Origin of the sequence: Bacillus sp. G1(2015b) (genome assembly GCF_001482475.1) — a bacterium.
Classification (GTDB): domain Bacteria; phylum Bacillota; class Bacilli; order Bacillales; family Bacillaceae; genus Bacillus; species Bacillus safensis.
In genome coordinates, this window is record NZ_LKIC01000004.1 from 26,821 (window position 1) to 45,213 (window position 18,393).

At 40.9% G+C, this 18,393-nt stretch carries 20 protein-coding genes; 6 read left to right on the forward strand and 14 right to left on the reverse strand.

Annotated features, from left to right (window positions below):
• Positions 1-109: 109 nt before the first annotated feature.
• The 3 genes from hfq to AMR95_RS03770 all read right to left on the reverse strand — a co-directional run bounded on the left by hfq (position 110) and on the right by AMR95_RS03770 (position 1,785).
• Entirely contained in the window at positions 110-331 is a 222-nt protein-coding gene (gene hfq, locus AMR95_RS03760; protein ID WP_024424088.1) for an RNA chaperone Hfq, read from the reverse strand.
• Between the two features lie 25 nt (positions 332-356).
• On the reverse strand, positions 357-1,313 hold the full coding sequence (gene miaA, locus AMR95_RS03765; protein WP_058837643.1) for a tRNA (adenosine(37)-N6)-dimethylallyltransferase MiaA: 957 nt from the start codon (positions 1,311-1,313) through the stop codon (positions 357-359).
• Positions 1,314-1,383: 70 nt separating this feature from the next.
• Positions 1,384-1,785: a YmaF family protein gene (locus AMR95_RS03770; RefSeq protein WP_058837644.1), complete on the reverse strand. Its 402-nt coding sequence runs from the start codon at positions 1,783-1,785 to the stop codon at positions 1,384-1,386.
• 104 nt (positions 1,786-1,889) lie between these two features.
• On the opposite strand from AMR95_RS03770, the gene AMR95_RS03775 reads away from it, so the two are divergent.
• The 3 genes from AMR95_RS03775 (at position 1,890) to erbB (ending at position 3,171) form a co-directional block, all read left to right on the forward strand.
• The gene (locus tag AMR95_RS03775; protein WP_047203904.1) at positions 1,890-2,162 is read left to right on the forward strand and encodes a hypothetical protein; all 273 of its coding nucleotides are present in this window, start codon (positions 1,890-1,892) and stop codon (positions 2,160-2,162) included.
• A gap of 307 nt (positions 2,163-2,469) precedes the next feature.
• Complete coding sequence (gene erbA / locus AMR95_RS03780; RefSeq protein ID WP_058837645.1) at positions 2,470-2,787, forward strand: SMR family multidrug efflux transporter EbrA; 318 nt, start codon at positions 2,470-2,472, stop codon at positions 2,785-2,787.
• Between the two features lie 15 nt (positions 2,788-2,802).
• Positions 2,803-3,171, forward strand: coding sequence for an SMR family multidrug efflux transporter EbrB (gene erbB, locus AMR95_RS03785; RefSeq protein WP_058837646.1), 369 nt, complete (start codon positions 2,803-2,805; stop codon positions 3,169-3,171).
• A 46-nt stretch (positions 3,172-3,217) separates the two neighbouring features.
• Here erbB and AMR95_RS03790 read toward each other — a convergent pair whose 3' ends face one another.
• Entirely contained in the window at positions 3,218-3,667 is a 450-nt protein-coding gene (locus AMR95_RS03790) for an OsmC family protein (protein ID WP_039178763.1), read from the reverse strand.
• A 76-nt stretch (positions 3,668-3,743) separates the two neighbouring features.
• Positions 3,744-4,478, reverse strand: a complete 735-nt coding sequence (locus tag AMR95_RS03795; RefSeq protein WP_039178760.1) for a poly-gamma-glutamate hydrolase family protein — start codon at positions 4,476-4,478, stop codon at positions 3,744-3,746.
• 585 nt (positions 4,479-5,063) lie between these two features.
• Between AMR95_RS03795 and AMR95_RS03805 the strand changes: the two genes are divergently transcribed.
• Complete coding sequence (locus tag AMR95_RS03805) at positions 5,064-6,389, forward strand: S8 family peptidase (protein WP_058837648.1); 1,326 nt, start codon at positions 5,064-5,066, stop codon at positions 6,387-6,389.
• Positions 6,390-6,481: 92 nt separating this feature from the next.
• Here the strand turns inward: AMR95_RS03805 and AMR95_RS03810 are convergent, their stop codons facing one another.
• The 4 genes from AMR95_RS03810 to AMR95_RS19105 all read right to left on the reverse strand — a co-directional run bounded on the left by AMR95_RS03810 (position 6,482) and on the right by AMR95_RS19105 (position 9,828).
• Positions 6,482-7,630: a Rap family tetratricopeptide repeat protein gene (locus tag AMR95_RS03810; protein WP_058837649.1), complete on the reverse strand. Its 1,149-nt coding sequence runs from the start codon at positions 7,628-7,630 to the stop codon at positions 6,482-6,484.
• 163 nt (positions 7,631-7,793) lie between these two features.
• Positions 7,794-8,543: a poly-gamma-glutamate hydrolase family protein gene (locus tag AMR95_RS03815; protein ID WP_039178752.1), complete on the reverse strand. Its 750-nt coding sequence runs from the start codon at positions 8,541-8,543 to the stop codon at positions 7,794-7,796.
• A gap of 309 nt (positions 8,544-8,852) precedes the next feature.
• Positions 8,853-9,326: a CarD family transcriptional regulator gene (locus AMR95_RS03820; RefSeq protein ID WP_039178750.1), complete on the reverse strand. Its 474-nt coding sequence runs from the start codon at positions 9,324-9,326 to the stop codon at positions 8,853-8,855.
• Between the two features lie 244 nt (positions 9,327-9,570).
• Positions 9,571-9,828 carry a hypothetical protein gene (locus AMR95_RS19105; protein WP_058837650.1) on the reverse strand — a complete coding sequence of 86 codons (258 nt, stop codon included), beginning with the start codon at positions 9,826-9,828 and terminating at the stop codon, positions 9,571-9,573.
• A 68-nt stretch (positions 9,829-9,896) separates the two neighbouring features.
• Here AMR95_RS19105 and AMR95_RS03830 point away from each other — a divergent pair, with 68 nt between their 5' ends.
• Positions 9,897-10,301 carry a hypothetical protein gene (locus AMR95_RS03830; protein ID WP_047203896.1) on the forward strand — a complete coding sequence of 135 codons (405 nt, stop codon included), beginning with the start codon at positions 9,897-9,899 and terminating at the stop codon, positions 10,299-10,301.
• Between the two features lie 123 nt (positions 10,302-10,424).
• A complete protein-coding gene (bslA, locus tag AMR95_RS03835) occupies positions 10,425-10,952 on the forward strand; it encodes a biofilm surface layer hydrophobin BslA (protein ID WP_058837651.1) in 528 nt (175 codons plus the stop codon).
• 36 nt (positions 10,953-10,988) lie between these two features.
• On the opposite strand, the gene mutL is transcribed toward bslA, so the two are convergent.
• The 5 genes from mutL to miaB all read right to left on the reverse strand — a co-directional run bounded on the left by mutL (position 10,989) and on the right by miaB (position 18,365).
• Complete coding sequence (gene mutL / locus AMR95_RS03840; protein ID WP_058837652.1) at positions 10,989-12,890, reverse strand: DNA mismatch repair endonuclease MutL; 1,902 nt, start codon at positions 12,888-12,890, stop codon at positions 10,989-10,991.
• Between the two features lie 21 nt (positions 12,891-12,911).
• The gene (gene mutS / locus AMR95_RS03845; protein WP_058837653.1) at positions 12,912-15,488 is read right to left on the reverse strand and encodes a DNA mismatch repair protein MutS; all 2,577 of its coding nucleotides are present in this window, start codon (positions 15,486-15,488) and stop codon (positions 12,912-12,914) included.
• A 124-nt stretch (positions 15,489-15,612) separates the two neighbouring features.
• Positions 15,613-16,158: an outer spore coat protein CotE gene (cotE, locus tag AMR95_RS03850; protein ID WP_039178732.1), complete on the reverse strand. Its 546-nt coding sequence runs from the start codon at positions 16,156-16,158 to the stop codon at positions 15,613-15,615.
• Between the two features lie 244 nt (positions 16,159-16,402).
• Complete coding sequence (locus tag AMR95_RS03855; RefSeq protein ID WP_008358013.1) at positions 16,403-16,837, reverse strand: RicAFT regulatory complex protein RicA family protein; 435 nt, start codon at positions 16,835-16,837, stop codon at positions 16,403-16,405.
• Position 16,838: 1 nt separating this feature from the next.
• Positions 16,839-18,365 carry a tRNA (N6-isopentenyl adenosine(37)-C2)-methylthiotransferase MiaB gene (gene miaB, locus AMR95_RS03860; protein WP_034281907.1) on the reverse strand — a complete coding sequence of 509 codons (1,527 nt, stop codon included), beginning with the start codon at positions 18,363-18,365 and terminating at the stop codon, positions 16,839-16,841.
• Positions 18,366-18,393: the final 28 nt, after the last annotated feature.

Sequence of the window (18,393 nt, forward strand, 5' to 3'; positions counted from 1 at the left end):
GGCAGAAAAGTTTCATTGCATACAAAATAGCCCCTCTGCACTGACAAAAAACGTAGCGGGTTCGGCCGGTTTATTCGCAGAGGCATGGGGCTATTCAATACAACCTATCCTATTCTAATTCCAGATTTACATTCTTTTGAGGTGCAAATGTAGAAATGGCGTGTTTATAAATAAGCTGCTGCTTTCCTTCTGTTTCAAGCAGCACCGTGAAATTGTCAAATCCCTTCACTTGACCGCGAAGCTGAAAGCCATTCAGTAAGAATACTGTGACAAATGTATTGTCTTTGCGGATCTGATTCAAAAACTGCTCCTGAATATTAATCGGTTTCATGTTTCGTCCTCCTTGATTCTGATAACTACAGTTTCGCTTTAAGTCCAAGCTTTCCTGCTATATATGCGAAAATTTCCTCTTTTTTGTCTGAAAAGTGGCAAGGCGGTGTCATATCAAACCAAGTGACCGCCATTTTATTACGGAACCACGTGAACTGACGCTTCGCATATCTACGGGAATTTTGCTTTAATTGCTGGATGGCTTCATCAAGTGAGCAGTCACCTTGAAAATAGGCATACAGCTCTTTATAACCAATGGCTTGAACAGACTGACAATCCTTCAAGCCTGATTGATAAAGTGCTCTCACTTCTTCAATTAAGCCCTCATCTATCATCATATCAATTCTTTGATGAATGCGCTCGTACAAAAGCTCTCGATCCATTTTCAGCCCAATGAAGGCTGTATCATAAAGAGGAACTTCTTGATGCCCGTTTTGCATTTCCGACATTTTCTGACCTGTTGTATGGATCACTTCCAGCGCCCGGATCACGCGGCGGACGTTATTCGGATGAATAGCATTTGCCGCATCAGGATCTACTGCTTTTAGCTTTTCGTGCAGCAAAATCGCGCCGTGCTGCTGTTCAAACAGCGCCATTTCTTCTCTAAAAACAGGATCACTTTTCTCATCCGTAAATGTGTAATCATATAAAACAGATTGGATATAGAGGCCTGTTCCGCCGACAATCATTGGCGTTTTCCCTCTAGCGGCTATCTCTTTGATCTTCGAACGGACCAGCTGCTGAAATTCAGCTGTCGAAAAGGATTCGTCCGGTTGTTTAATATCAATTAGATGGTGCGGGATACCATTCATTTCTTCGGGGGTAATTTTAGCTGTTCCAATGTCCATTCCTTTATAAATCTGCATAGAATCCCCGCTGATAATCTCTCCATTAAATGCTTTGGCTATATCAATGCTCAATTTGGTTTTGCCGACAGCCGTCGGCCCTACTAATACGATTACTGGCTGCTTCGCTTTATTCATAACATCACTCTCTTTTACAAAACTGCCTACAGTATAGCATAACTTTTCTTACTCTCCTATATCCTGGCCATCACCAGCCAAGCGGTTCATTTCCAACCACTTCATACGTTTTTCCTTTTAAACGATGCTTATGTGTTGGCCGATTCTCATCTGGACTATAGACGACACCTCCATATGGGATGGGAACAGAATCGAGGTAGGCAGAATAGGTGACTTCCTCAATCTCATGATAATGTGTTCCATCCACTCTAGGAATCGCAGGCCCTGTGATACCGTAATACCTGTGGAAATGCCCTCTTTCAAAGGAGGTGATCCCGCGATAAAAATGAGTATGCCGGTCGGTACTGCTTCCATTCACAGGCTGAGAAATACCTTCTATTAAATGATAATGCCCCTCTGTTACATCCGTATGTGCTTTATATGCATGAGCATGCGGCGGACACTTTGCCCAATCAGATTGATACAGGCCCATTTCTAACATTCCTCCTTATATTAGGCGTTCACCCAAACATATGTAGGCAATCGGAATACACTGATGTCAGTTACAGTGATTTTATGAGAAAGGAGCCTTTTATTATGAATTATTTTGACACACCTCCATTTATTCAAGAAGACATGAGAAGACCTTTTGGCTTCGGATTTGGACGTCCTGGTTTTGGGTTTGGGAGACCCGGATTTGGATTTGGACGCCCTGGTTTTGGGTTTGGGAGACCTGGATTCTTTGGACCTCCATTTTTAGGTGGTTTTGCTGGAGGCTTGCTTGCTGGATCTCTTCTTGCGCCAGGATATGGTTATGGATACCCTTACCCGCCTCCTTACCCGCCGTACGGACCATACCCTTGGTATTAAATATGACGTTTAAGTGAAAACATCCGTTCATAAAATGAATCAATTGACACATTCTTTTTTCATGGGTTAACATTTACTTTACCGACTGTTCAGTAAAGTAGGTGTTTTTTTTATGCCTAAAACCACAAAAGAGCCATTTTGATGCAGCTGCCCGTATGATATTAAAAGAAGGAGTAAGACATCTCACCCTTCAGCAGATGGCAGAGCATGCTGGTTTTCAGAAATATTTCAGCTCGAACAGCTGAAAAGAGAGGATAAAAACCCTTTTACTTCATCGGATTTTACACCTATTAGAGGAGGGATGATGATGATCCTCGGATATCTTTTTTTGGCAGTGGCCATTTTTTCTGAATCCATTGGCGCCGCGATGTTAAAATTATCTAATGGTTTTACACGCTGGAAGCCAAGCGCTGTCGTTGTGGCTGGCTATTCTCTTGCTTTTTATATGCTGTCATTGACACTGAACATTATTCCGCTTAGCATGTCTTATGCAACATGGTCTGGGGTTGGTACGGTCCTCACGGCTATTTTTGGCGTGCTCTTTTTCAAAGAAACCTTGAACCAAAAAGCAGTCATTGGGATGGCGATGCTTGTCTCAGGGGTCGTACTATTAAATATGTCATAAAGGATGTGAGAGATCATGAAAGGAATGCTCTACTTAACAGGAGCCATTTTAACGGAGGTTTTTGGCAGTACAATGCTGAAGCTTTCTCAAGGCTTTTCGCAGCTGCTGCCGAGTATCGGGGTACTGATCGGATTTGGATGCGCCTTTACTTTCCTCAGTTTAGCACTTAAAACCATTGAGCTCTCATCTGCCTATGCAACATGGTCTGGTGTTGGAACAGCTCTCACTGCTCTTGTAGGACTTTTCCTGTTTAACGAAACAATCAGCACGAAAGGCTTCATTGGCCTTGCACTTGTCATCTGCGGCGTGATTGTCTTAAATCAGTCCAAGAAGCAAAAGAACGAAACCAAAGCACAACTCGATCAAACCGAATGGACGTCATAAAAAAAGTCATTTTCTCCATATTTCAAGAGAAAATGACTTTTTTGTTTTAACGGCCGGCTTGAATGGTTTCTTCTAAGGAAATGTTCACATTACCCTGAACAGCTCTTGAGATCATACATGAGCTTTCGGCTTTATGCGCAAGCTTTCGGGCCAGCTCAATATCTTGTGCGGAAGCGGTCTCTTTGAGGATGATGACAGGTCGATGAATGATTTCCTCATAAGTAAACACACCATTTGTCACATCTACGACAGCTTCAGAGCTCATCGATAGATCCTCTTTCTCTAATTGACTCCGCTCCATCATGGCTGCAAGTGTAATGATATAACACGTAGCCGCTGCACCTAAGAGCATCTCATCTGGATTGGTTCCAATACCCGGACCGTCCATTTCCTTTGGAATCGAAATCTTTGTTTTTAATTGTTCGCATGCGATTGTACCCACATCGTTACGCAGACCAGGCCAGCTTGCCTGAAGATGAAAATGATGACGCGTCATATCCGTCTCTCCTTTTGTTATCACTGTTCATAGTGTAACAAGAATTCCCCTGCTTGTCTTAACATGTGCACGGCCCTTATGTATATTCTTCATCAAGCACTGTGCGAATTGCCCTGACATAACGATAGAACGTCTCGTTTTTTGTACTCGACCGCCTCCGAAAGTCGAAACTGTCAAATAAAGCTTCACGCTGACTTCTGCTAATCTCAAGCTGCACACTTTGCCCTGTTTTTGTAAGATTATTAATATTATGATTGCTTGTTCCGCTCAGGGTTGCGTGTGCGACAGCTAGTTCAGCAGAAAACCCGTTCCGCTCTAATGAGCTCACAATTTTCTCTGCACGGTCGTAATCTGTTCCGCCGACGAGAGTATGGTCAATTCCTTCCTCGCCTTTGTATCCATGCACTGCTAACACGTAATCATGTGCTTTTGCCTGCGCGACGCCGATTGGCTCATCAAAGTTTGTACTTGTAATATGAAGTTCTGATGCATTCTCTCTTAGACCTTCAAATAAATACGTCGAAAAATCGTTGTCAAAAAAATGGACAATCTCGCTCACGCCGCCTTCAATCCTCCCGCCATGAGGTGACATCACAAGAAGGCGGCTGCCGGGCACTGGGTTGGCTGTAATGTTGTAGCTGCTTGTTGATTCGTTTTCTTCCAGTTCTTTAAAATTTCGATAAATATCATTTGAACCGCTTTCGTCTTCCCCACCTGATGACACTGGCTCATCATGTTCCTGTGCTTGCATGGTATAATAAACGCCCCATCCGATCGCAAGCAGGAGAAGCAAAGCAAAAAACTTCTTCATTCCCGTTCTCCTTTAACAGATTTCTAAGCCGTTTCTATGATTTATATTGAATCATCATTTCTTATCATTTTTTCCACATTTTCTCTTCACGTTTGATCATAACACTCTAGATCATGAGATTCCTCAAAAATAAGATAATTGCATTTATATACACAGAAACGCCTCTCCTCTTTGAAAACAGAGTTAGAATAGTATGACAAAGAAATGACGTTATGTTTAATATGACCTAGTCCTATCCAGTCTGTTTTCTTTAATTCGGCTTTTTTTGATAAGGATTTGATTTTTTCCATCTGTCACGCATCACATTTATATGAGCATTGACCCTGTCTACACCCCTCCTTTTTCTGCAAAATCCTTTGATTCGCTGGTTCTCTTAGAAGAACTCTCCCACCTATCATCGGCAGATTCTACATGATTTCCACCTTTTTCTATTATTTTACAAAATGTAAGCGCTTTTCTTTTTTGAAAGGCATAAGCAAGCCGCCAATATAAAGAAAAGAAGGGGACAAGAATCCGAACCAAGCAGTTCTCAATCACATAATGTAAGAGTGTACGAGAATGGATAGCTGGAATGGAGGGCATCACATGTTTGGATTTTCTATGGTGCAAATGGTCAGAACACATGCTAGTAAACTAGATCAGCCTTTAAGAGAAACCGTTCTTCACCTTTATAAACCTTTTAAATGGACGCCATGCTTTCTTCATCGTTTTTTCGAAGGCAGGCTGAAGAAGAAAAAGAAGCTTCGTGTGATCATTGAATTTAAGGAAGGTGCAGCCGAGGCAGGGATTCAAAGCACGAAACAATTAATGAAAAAAAGCAGAAAAACAAATATAAAACGACATTTTTCACATATCGACTGCTGCGCTGCTGATTTAACGCCTGCTGCTTTAGAGGAGCTATTAGCAAACGGTGAGCATATTCGTAAAATTTATTTAGACAGGAAAGTTCATGCGCTGCTGGACGTAGCCACACAAGCAAGTCATGCTGAAGAAGTCATCCGAAACGGGACAACTTTAACCGGGGAAGGCATTACGGTCGCTGTCATTGACACGGGAATTTATCCGCATGAAGATTTAGATGGAAGAATTCGTGATTTTGTGGATTTAGTCAAACAAAAAACAAAACCTTATGATGATAATGGCCACGGTACTCACTGCGCGGGAGATGTCGCAGGAGATGGATCCGCTTCAGACGGCCTATACAAAGGACCTGCCCCAAAAGCAAATCTGATTGGTGTGAAAGTGTTAAATAAACAAGGGGCTGGATCACTTTCTACTATTATAGAAGGTGTTGAATGGTGCATGCAGTTCAACGAAGACCACCCTGATGATCCGATTCATATTATCAGTATGTCGCTAGGCGGAGCTGCGCAGCGTTATGATGACGAACAGGACGATCCAATGGTGCGTGCTGTCAATGCGGCTTGGGATCAAGGGATTGTTGTATGCGTCGCTGCCGGGAACTCTGGTCCTAACAGCCAGACGATTGCAAGCCCTGCTGTCAGTCAAAAAGTCATTACGGTCGGAGCCTATGATGACAGGAATACACCTGAATCAAGTGACGATATCGTGGCACCGTTTTCAAGCAGAGGGCCTACTGTTTACGGGGAAGCAAAGCCTGATATCCTCGCACCAGGAGTAAACATCGTTTCTCTCAGATCACCAAGATCCTTTCTGGATAAACTCGACAAATCAAGCAGAGTAGACGATGATTATACAACGTTATCTGGCACATCGATGGCAACACCGATTTGTGCTGGTATTTGCGCTCTACTATTAGAGCATTCACCAGATTTAACGCCAGATGAAGTCAAAACCCTGTTAAAAGAAAATACAAGCAAGTGGTCTGGGGATGATCCGATGATTTATGGAGCAGGTGCAATTGACGCAGAAAAAGCAATCAAAGAATAAAGAAAAAAGCCCTTTACGTTTATGCGTAAAGGGTGTGTTGTTTGTCTCATTTTTAAGTGTGAAGTCTTTCATCTACTTGAGCAGCTGACATGTTATGCTTCGTTCTCATACATCTCATCTCCTTTTTGAATGTGCGTACGCGCTTCGATCACAATCTCAAAAAAAGTGGAGGATTCCTTGTACATGTCGCGTTCCTTATAATAATTAGCCGCATCAAGTGCTAATTCCTCTAAATCAGCAAACATTTTTTTATTTCTCAGACCAAAAAGTGCCGACCTCAATTGCTCACAGCCGTCTTTCTCTATATAGAGCGCCTGTAGAAATTGGAATTTCAACTGATAAATTTCATCTTCCAATACACAAGCCTCTTTCATTCCTGTAGATATGGCCTCGCCCGCTCGCTGAATATCTCCGAGTTTAAAACAAGTAAGGGCAAGTGAAAACAACGATTTGATCATCGTGGATGCTTGATCTTTCTGATAAAGTGAAATGGCTTGTTCAAAAAAGACAGTCGCTGTATGGTACGTTCCCATACTATAATGACAAGTGCCTAAGTTATTAAGAGCCATTGCTTTAAAGTAAGATGTACATTCTTTTTGTTCCATCGCTTCACAGACTTTTAACGCTTTTTCTAAATAAGGAAGCGCTTTTTGATACTGATTGACATCAATCCAATTACCTGCCATGACAAAATCACATTGAATGCTTCTTTTTCCATAAAGCTGATGTTTCTTATAGATGTCTCTCGCCTTTTTAGCATAGTGCATGGAGAAATAAGTTTGTTTCATATGATAGTATACTTCTGCGATTTTATAGTAGAATTCTGCTTTTTCGATCTCATCTGTCACTAAAATCAGTTGATGTTCCGCATGCTTGTAATATGAAATGGCCTCGATATACCGGCGCTGGATGAACGCATACATTCCATGAAAAAAATGAAAATAATAGCCTAGTAAGCCTGTCATCTCATCTTCTGCATCGCCAATTTCTTTAGGAAAGGACACTGCTTGAAGCGTTTCACTCCCTGCATGGACGGGCGCTAAGTGCTGAAGCATCATTTGATGGCGAAAATCCATTAGAGAATAATATAGGAGTAAATCTTGATCCTCTTCCATATCATGAATTTCTTCTTCAACAAGGCGCTTCATGCCGTTTGCCTGTTCAACTTCAAATTTGCAAATATGCGTGTACCATTGATTGATCTTTACACCTACTTCGGAAGATGGTATTTTGTGTGCCATCCACTTCAGCCCCATTCTATCATATCAAACTGATAACTATTATTTTACATAATTTATGTTTTTAAGGCAAATTGTAAGTTATTACATATTTTATGTTCAAATCGCATATTCCTATCTTTTTTACCAAGTTTAAATAGAGTACTTTTGCCCATCAAAACTTTTTTTACGAAGACGGGTCGAATTCTCTTAGTACTTCTTTTAACGCATTGATATAACGTCTGAATGCTTTTTTCTTTCCTTTTCTCGTATCAAAATTGTCAAAAAAAGCTTCTCTTTGTGCTGTACTAATTTCTAGCTGAACACTTTCACCACTTGCATTTTGATTATTTATATTTTTAGGATCTGTACCAGAAAGCCGTTCGCCTTTTTGTACCATTTCTGCGGAAAATCCTCGATCTCTTAGTTCTCGCACAACCGCTCTTTGCATTTTTTCATTTGTGCCGCCAACGAGCGTGTGTCTTTTATCACTTTTATAGCCGTGGATGGAAATTGAAAAAGGATACGTTTTAATCATTTGAACCAAAACGGGTTCATCAAAATTAGTACTCGTGATATGCAGGTCCCGGTTATTGTCTTGCTTTGTACCTTCGAACAAATATGTAGAATAGCTTTCTTGAAAGGCTTCTACAATTTCACTTGTTCCTGGTTCAATCTCACCTCCATGAGGAGAAAATACGAGTAAATCACTTCCGCCCTTTTCGTGAAATTCTATCTCGTACCCTTCTTTTTCATGTCGTATGAGCTGTTTAAAGCTTTCGTATTGATCACCTTGTTTTCGCTCTTTTTGATACTTTTCTACCTCTTGATAATGCTTCTTTTGCTCTTTTTTTTCTTGAACAGAATGGGTGCATTTCACCATTAAAAGAGTACACAGAATAAGAAAGATGAATCCACATATTAGTAACCTTTTCATTTCACCGCTCCTTTTTTCTCTTAGGTGTCATCTTACCGCAATATTTTACTATCAATGGCTTAAAAAATTCAAAGGTTGTCCGGCTCATTTGAATGAATCAGGAAAACTTACCTGTTTTTAATGTCATCTAGGTATATCAGAGGTCTTTGAATTTTTGTTGTCCGCGTAAAAACTAAATCGTATGACCTCATTTCAATATTAGTTAAAACCACCTACAAAAATGCCAATATTACTCTTTTTTTCAAAACAAAAAAGCTGTAAACAAAGGAGTCTCCTCTTCTGTTTACAGCTAGTCTCTGTATATCATCATTACATTCTTAATTCATTCTCTAAAGCTGTCATCACTTCATCTTGCGACAGTCCCTGTGCAAGTGAAATCTCACTCACTAACATGCCTCTTGCATCTTCAAGCATCTTCTTTTCACTTGAATTTAATGCTTTCTTCTGATTTCGTCTCATCAGATCTTTAACAACGTCTGCACCATCTTCGATCGCACCTGTTTTTAGCTTTTTCAGATTTTCATCATATCTTTGCTTCCAAGTAAGCGTGTCGTCGTTTGTTTCTTCTGCAAAATTGTTCATCACAACTTTCAGCGTTGCTTGATCTGCTACCGGACGTATACCTAGTTGATTGATTCTGCCTTTTGGGACCATCATCTGCATATTCGGCATTTGAATCAGAAAATATTCCTGCGTCTTACCTAAAATCTCTTTTTCTTCCATTCCTTCAATCACACCGGCTCCATGCATTGGATAAACAATTTTATCACCTATTTGAAACAAATCCGCCACCTCCGAAAGTATTCACAATATCATTATAACACATTTCATCAGAGGATAAAAATTTATATTTTATCATGTTAATTTAGCACTAGTCAATTCTTTTTATTTGAGTTTTTTCAGAAAAAGCCTTTTTTATAAAAGAAGTGAGAGCATCCAGTCCTCATGACTCTTTCTTGCATATACTAGCATTGAGTCACATTTAGGAGGGATGACAATGTGCAAATGCAAGTGCAAACATTCCCACTCAAACTGTCATAAAAAGCATGACGATCATCACCATGAGGATCCATGTAAAGAAAAAAAGTATTGTCATAAAAAAGATAAATGGTTTGAGAGCGATTTTTGGGATACCTCTCGAAGCTACGATCCCTGTTATTTTCCTAAAAGTGTCTGCAGCAGATGTAAAAAGCGTCGTAGAAGAAGACATCGCTACGAAATTTAAGGCTTGACGCTTTACCTGCTTTTCCTTTTCCCGGCTGAAAAGCCGGTTTTTTTCTTTCATATGGATAGGCTCATCAAGTAAATCTGTCTCATAGGATATGGCAACCTGACATAAAGGATGAGATATACATGAACGATATGAACAGCCAAATGAATCATTATCACCAAGAAAATCCCTATCACACATTTGAAAATGTGTATACAGCCAATCATGAGCATATGATCGCACCAAACATGCATGATCATATGAATATGCCAAACCATTATCATAGCGGCAAAAAAGATATGTATAATGCGCACCATCCACATCATCATTCACCCTATTCAACGTTTCCAAATCAGCATGATTACTTTTCAAAGCATGTTCCAATGAAGGACCACCATCATCTAGGCCATTATGGTGGGTACGGGATGATGCCGCACCATCCATACGGTTATCAAGATATGCATATGATGATGCCAACAAACCAGCAAATGCCTGGCCATTTTTACGGAATGAATCAACCAAATGCGCTATTCCCCCGCTATTACTAAAGAATGACAAAATAAGGGTATAATATCCCATTTAATACCATATGGTAATATGGTAACATTATAGGTAAATAATGGGTGTAATCATCTATTATTTACCTATATTCAACAAGGGGGAAGGAAAAAATGAAAAAAACATGGACGATTCTTATGCTGGGGATGCTCACATTGGTTATGGCGCTGTCAGTACCACTTTCTGCATCTGCTGAAGGAGCCGAAAGCAAAGCATCAACCAATGTAAAGCCAGCTGCGCTTTACGCTAAAATTACAGGAGCTAGTAAGCAGGAATGGTCTTATTCTGACATTGAGCTGACGTACAGCCCAAATTCAGTTTTAAGTCTTGGTACAGTAGAGTTCACATTGCCAAAGGGTTTCCAAGCAACAACGAAAGACATTATGAACGGTAAAGCATTAAAAGACAGCTACATTTTGAACAACGGGCAAACCGTTCGTATTCCGCTCAGATTGGATTTACTTGGAATTTCCAAGTATACATTAAAGCTTTCACATAAAGTACTTCCTGCTGCAGGTACATATACGTTCCGCGCAGAAAATCGAGCACTCAGCATCGGTTCTACATTTTATGCAGAAGATACGCTTGATATTAATACACGGCCAGTTGTGGTCACACCGCCAGATCCTTGCGGATGCTAAAGAAAAAAGCGCTCTGTTAAGAGCGCTTTTTTTATATCACATCACCCGTTTAAACATTTTCTCCATTTCATAAGTGGAGTGATGAATAATGATCGGCCGGCCGTGTGGACAGGTGAATGGATCCTTCGTTGTCCGGAGTTCATCTAATAAGGCTTTGATTTCATCATGACGCAAATGACGATTTGCTTTGATTGAGCCTTTGCAGCTCATCATAATCGCCGCTTCTTCTCTCAGTTTCTTGATGTCAACACGTTTTTCATTAAGCACTTGCTCTATAATCTCTTCGATCAGTTCAGCCTCTTCACCTTTCGGAAACCACTGCGGATGCGAACGAACGATGTAGCTTCCTGAACCAAAGGGCTCTAAGAAGACACCCACTTTCGCTAGAATATCCTTATGCTCTTCAATGATCAGCATATCGTTTTTAGAGTAGTGAAATGTTAAGGGGACGAGCATTTCTTGCACTTCCTGTTCGATCTCTCCCACCTTCTCACGATAATACTCATACTTGATTCGCTCTTGAGCTGCATGCTGGTCAATGATATAAAGTCCTCGTTCATTTTGAGCCAAAATATATGTGCCGTGCATTTGCCCAATTGGATACATCACAGGGACGCGTTCGTTTTCAGGCATCGTCTCTGTCACATCTTCATATAGTACCGTCTCTTCATCTTCAAATGAAGCGGCGGATTCCTCTAAATGAATACGCTCAGATGATACTTCTTCATAAGATACTGGTGATGATGTTTCTGTCTTCTCTTGTTTAGGCATCCCATATGCATCAGTATAACTTGTCTCGTATATAACCGACTCGTGCGGCTCCGGCTGATAGGTTAGCGGTGTTTCCGCCCTGCTTTGGTTTCCTTGTTTCGCATCAAAGGTTAAGGATTGCTGCTCATTTTTCACAGCTGGTATTGGTGCTTTTTTTGGTACTGAGGCACTTGGAATGAGCTGTTGCTTTTGAAATACTTCCTTAATTCCTTGTTTAATCAGCTCATGAAGTTCCTGTTCTTTACTTAGTCTCACTTCAAGCTTCGAAGGATGAACGTTCACATCCACTAAAATCGGATCCATCTTCATCTCAATAAATGTAATTGGATGACGACCAATCGGAAGCAGCGTGTGATATCCTTCATGGATCGCTTTCACGAGCGGAAAATGTTTGACATATCGGCCATTTACAACAGAAGACATATAATTTCGTGATGCCCTCGTCACTTCTGGTAAGGAAATATACCCTTTCACTTCAAAATCAAGTGATTGTACGTGGAGCGGCAGCATTTTTTTCGCCACGGCTGTTCCGTAAATGGCCGCAAGTACATGACGCACATCTCCGTTTCCATTCGTTTGGAGGAGAACTTTCCCTTGATGACGCAAACGGATCGATACTTCGGGATGAGCTAGCGCAATTCGGTTGACCACATCCGATATATTACCAAGTTCCGTATGAACGGTTTTCATATATTTCAGGCGAGCTGGCGTATTGTAAAATAAATTGGTGACCACAATCTCAGTGCCGCGGCGGCCAGAGGTTTTTTTCTCTGAAATAATCTTCCCGCCTTGCAAAGCTAAGTGTGTCCCAGCTCCTTCGCCAGTACTTGTTTTCATTTCTAAATGAGAGACAGATGCAATACTTGGCAGTGCCTCTCCCCTGAATCCAAGGGTTCTGACACGGAACAGATCATTTTCGTCTTTGATTTTGCTCGTTGCATGACGCTGGAAGGCGAGCTTACAATCTTCAGCATCGATTCCAACACCATTATCAATAATCCTTATAGAAGAAAGACCTGCTTCTTCTACATCGATTTCAATCACTGTACTTTTTGCATCGATCGCATTTTCCACAAGCTCCTTTACAACAGAAGCTGGGCGCTCGACCACTTCACCTGCAGCAATTTTATTGGATAGGTCATCGGATAACTGAATAATCTTTGCCATTTCTGCTCACCTCACCTTACATTATAATTTCTTTTGTAATTCATACAGCTTTGTCATAGCTTCAAGCGGCGTCATATCCATTAGGTTGTATGATTTTAATTCATCGATGACCGCTTGATCTTTCTGTTTTAGGACAGCTTTTGGCTGCGGTTTCTCCTCTACTTCAAAGAAGGATAGCTGCTGTTTTTCTTCAGTCTTTTCTACTTTTGGTGCTACAAATACGTTCGGGGTCACGTCATGTGATCCGCTCTCAAGCTCCGTTAAAATGGTCTGGGCTCTATTGATGATGGCATCAGGTAATTCAGCTAGCTGCGCTACATGAATACCATAGCTTTTATCAGCTGCACCTTCTTTGATTTGATGTAAGAAAACGACTGTGCCTTCATGCTCTTCAGCGCGCACATGAACATTTTTCAGCTCGCTTAATTGAGATTCAAGAACCGTAAGCTCATGGTAATGTGTAGAAAATAGGGTTTTGGCCCCAATATGATCATGAACAAATTCAATGATCGCCTGCGCAAGCGCCATTCCATCATAGGTGCTTGTCCCACGTCCAATTTCATCGAATAGAATCAAGCTGTTTTTCGTTGCGTGCACCATCGCATTTTTTGCTTCGAGCATCTCTACCATAAAAGTACTTTGACCAGAAATCAAATCATCTGCTGCACCAATACGGGTAAAGATTTGATCGAAGATTGGTAGCGTCGCCTTTGACGCAGGTACAAAGCAGCCAATCTGTGCAAGAATCGAGATGAGAGCCATTTGTCTCATATACGTACTTTTCCCTGACATATTCGGTCCAGTGATGAGTAAGGTTTGTCTTCCTTTTCCCATATGGCAGTCATTCGGTACATATTCCTGGTGATCCAGCACTTTTTCAACGACAGGGTGACGGCCATCCTTGACATCCACGTCATCCTCTGAGAATTCCGGACGGATATAACGGCGCTTTTCACTAACAGTCGCAAAGCATTGAAGCGCATCAAGCTCACTCATTTGTTTTGCGAGCAGCTGTAATCTAGGAATATAGCCTTTTACTTGCTCCCTAAGAGCTGTAAATAGTTCATATTCCAATTCGTTAATATTTGATTCTGCTTCAAGAATCAGTGCTTCTTTTTCTTTTAATTCAGGTGTGATATACCGCTCTGCATTGGCAAGCGTTTGTTTTCTTTCATAACGCCCTTCCTCCAGCAGATGTGTATTCGCACGTGTCACTTCGATATAATAACCAAACACTTTATTAAACCCGACTTTTAATGAGCGAATGCCGGTATATTCTCTTTCCTGCTGTTCGAGACGTGCAATCCAGTCCTTTCCGTTTCGGCTGGCATCACGGTATTCATCTAATTTTGCATTGTAGCCATCTTTAATCAAATTGCCTTCTTTTATCGTCATCGGCGGATTTTCATAAAGTGCATCTTCTAATAACTCAAGCAGGTCACCACAAGGATCAATCTCATTCGCTCTTGATTTTGCCATTTCCTCTGGTAATGATTGAACGAGTTGTTTAATATCCGGTACTTGTTTTAAAGATTCCTTGAGCTGAATGAGGTCACGGGCATTCACGTTGCCAAATGCCACGCGGCCCGCTAGACGCTCAAGATCATATACTTGCTTTAATCGTTCGCGCAGATCCTCGCGCTCAAAGAAATGATCCATCAGAATTTGCACCATTTCCTGGCGCTCGTTGATTTGCGAAAGACGAATGAGCGGCCGGTCGATCCATTGCTTGAGCAGTCTGCCGCCCATCGCTGTTTTTGTTTCATCTAACAGCCATAATAAAGAGCCTTTTTTGCTTTTTGAACGAATCGTTTCTGTTAATTCAAGGTTTCGTTTTGAGTAAAGGTCAATTTTCATCGTTTGTTCAAGCTCAAACACTTGAACTTTCTGAAGGTGATCCAAGCTTCTTTTTTGCGTTCTTCTTAAGTAGGCATATAGTGTTAAAAATGCCGTTTTTAACTTGTCGTCAAGATGGGAAACGAGCTGTTCAGCTTCCTCTAATAGTTCATCACTATCTTCGTATGAAATAGTTGCTTGGCAGCGTTCTTTAAGGGTTTTGATTGTTTCCTCATCCAGCTGCTTTGACACCACAATTTCTTTTGCACCAACAGAATAAATTTCTGATACGACTTCATCTAATCGATCGATGAAAGCCGCCATGTTTTCACCTGTTGATAAATCAGACAGCGCAAGACCGTATCCATTTTGAAAGCTAGTAACAGACGCAATGAAGTTGTTCTCGTTTTCACTTAAACCTTTACCATCCATGACGGTACCTGGTGTAATCAGTTGAACGACTTCCCTTTTGACTACACCTTTTGCCGTTTTAGGGTCTTCCACCTGCTCACAAATGGCGACCTTGTAGCCTTTTGAAATCAACTGTTCTATGTATGCAGAAGCAGAATGATATGGAACACCGCACATTGGAATTGTGCCGCCGTCTCTGCTTGTTAGCGTAATTTCTAGTTCTTGCGCCGCTTCTTTCGCATCATCAAAAAACATCTCATAAAAATCGCCTAAGCGAAAAAATAAAAAGGCATCTTGATAATCTGCCTTGATCTTTAAATATTGCTGTATCATGGGCGTATAACTTGCCATATTTCTAATCCCTCACTATATTACTTTCGAATTCATACCATCTTCAATTATAGCATAAAAAATCACCTTTTTTCTCCTAGATCAGGCACAAAAAAACTAGGGGGATATGCGCCCTAGTCATTCCTTACTCTTCTGGATCACCTGCTAGGAACTCTGGATGAATATCCTCTAACTCCTCATCCACTTCCTCTTCCCACTCGTGATCATCTTTTTCTTTCCAGTCTGAATTGACCTCTACAACAATTTTTGTTTCACCGACTACCTCAGCAATGAACTCACGCTCTGCCTGAACGATAATTTTATTGCCATTTGGAGAAATGGTCACTTCTAAGCAATTGGGCTGCTGCAAAACTTTCGCAATCACTTCGTGCTCATCATCAAGGAAATTTTTATCTTTATATCTCAGTTTAATGATGTCTACATACTTCACACGCTCTGTGACGACTTCTGTTTTCGTGTTGTCAGCGTAAGAGTACCATACGTTAATATCAAATGTTCCTTCGATCTCAACCGTTTTACCGACCTTTTCAGCATCATACTTATGATTAATGATCCAACCACCTAAGATGCTGGTTGGTTTTTGCGATGGAGAAATGGTGTGTGTGCTTTGGGTGAATTTCCTCCCTTTTGCAACCACCGCTTTTGTAATAATTTCTCTGTATTCAGACATTCCGGCATGCCTCCTTGTTCTTGATCGTTTTATCTTATGCTGGGCATTCGTCTAGTGTGTCACGATTTTGAACTTCATGTTCAATTAAATTCATTTCTGTTTCAGTGTATGCATGGTCGCCCATAAACTTGCCTTGAAAATTGGAAAAGTTGGAGAGTGAGAGGTTTGGAGATGATGAAACATGAAGAGAATGGGTAGTGCATTTCAATAGGAAAACAAAAAACCCCGCATCTGCGGGGTTTTCTCATTTAATGGAGCAACTTGGTGATGAGTTTTTTACTTTTGAACCGGTTTCTCCTAATAAAAGGTCACCGCCGGTTGAAAGAATGATTTCATCTGTTACTTGATTCGAAATTGTGTGCGCTACAAGCTGAAGCAGGGAATTGACTTCCATTTGTGATTCTTTGAATTCTTGAATGACTGGGATGTCATCCAGTTCTTCTTGCAGGGCATCGATTTTTTCTTCGACTTGCTTTAAGGCTTCATGTTTGCCGTAATGCTTTAAGTTCACAGCTTGTTTTTGAAGCGCCTTAATTTGATTAATGATCGTTGAAATTTTTGTATTTTCATTGATTTGCGCTTCTGCTTTTTTGAAGAAATCAACTTCTTCCGTTTCAGAAATCATTTTAGCGAGCTCTCTTGCGCGCTCGACAATCTCTTTCTTTGAATAAAGTGTCATTTTAATTCACCTCGATAGCTTCTCCAACCATTTCTCCGTCAAGAGACCAAGTTTTGGCTTGTGTGATTTTCACTTTGACGATGTTGCCAATCGCTTCTTTTGGTGCTTTAAAATTCACAAGCTTGCTTTTACTTGTATATCCGGCTAGGATCTCAGGGTTGTTTTTACTTTCACCCTCTACTAATACTTCGACAATCTGCCCTTCATATTCCTTCATTTTTTTCGCGGAAATTTCATTCACAAGTGCATTTAGACGTTGCAGACGTTCTTTTTTCACACGCATTGGCACGTTGTCTTTCATTTTCGCTGCCGGCGTTCCTTCTCTTGGAGAATAAATAAATGTATAAGCAGCATCAAACTCAACCTCGCGATAGAGGGAAAGTGTTTCTTCAAACTGCTCATCTGTTTCATTTGGGAACCCAACAATAATGTCCGTTGTTAATGAAGCATTCGGCATAGCTTCTTTGATTTTGCGCACAAGATCAAGGTAACGTTCACGGTCATATTTTCTCGCCATAAGCTTCAGCACAGAAGAACTTCCGGATTGTACTGGCAGATGAATATGATCAAGAAGATTTCCGCCCTTGGCTAGCACTTCAATTAAGTGATCATCAAAATCACGCGGGTGACTTGTTGTAAAACGGATACGCGGAATATCAATTTTTCGCAGCTCATCCATCAGGTGACCGAGACCATATTCCATATCTTCAAAATCTTTTCCATACGCATTCACGTTTTGACCAAGAAGGGTAATTTCCTTATATCCTTCTGCTGCTAAACGTCTAACCTCTTGAATAATTTCATCTGGGCGGCGGCTTCTTTCCTTGCCGCGCGTATAAGGCACGATACAGTATGTACAGAATTTATCACAGCCGTACATAATGTTCACCCAGCCCTTGATTTTACCTTGACGGGCTCTCGGAAGGTTCTCAATCACATCGCCTTCTTTTGACCAAACCTCAATCACCATTTCTTTTGAAAGGTAACATTCAGATAACAGCTCTGGCAGGCGGTGAATGTTGTGCGTGCCGAAAATCAAATCAACAAATGGGTGTTTCTTCAAAATACGGCTCACGACAGATTCTTCTTGTGACATACATCCGCATACACCTAAAATTAAATCTGGCTTTTCGCGTTTTAATGCTTTTAAATGACCAAGCTCTCCAAACACTTTATTTTCTGCATTTTCACGAATAGCACAAGTGTTTAATAAGATGACATTTGCATCTTCCGTTGAATTTGTTGGTTCATAGCCAAGCGCCATAAAAATACCAGCCATCACTTCTGTGTCATGCTCATTCATTTGACAGCCATATGTGCGAATATAAAACTTGCGGCCGTTCCCTAACCCTTGAAACTGCTCGTCAATTTGAAATTGATTGTATTCGACTTCTTCTTTACCCCGTTTTTTTGCATCTTTTAAGGAAGGCGGAATGTACACAGCTTCAAAATATTTGCTGTAGTCCTTCTCGGATTTTTTGTCCGATGAACTTACTTGTCCGCTCGCTTTTCTCTGCTCTTCATTCATGAATTTGTACTCCTTTCAAACCAAGTTC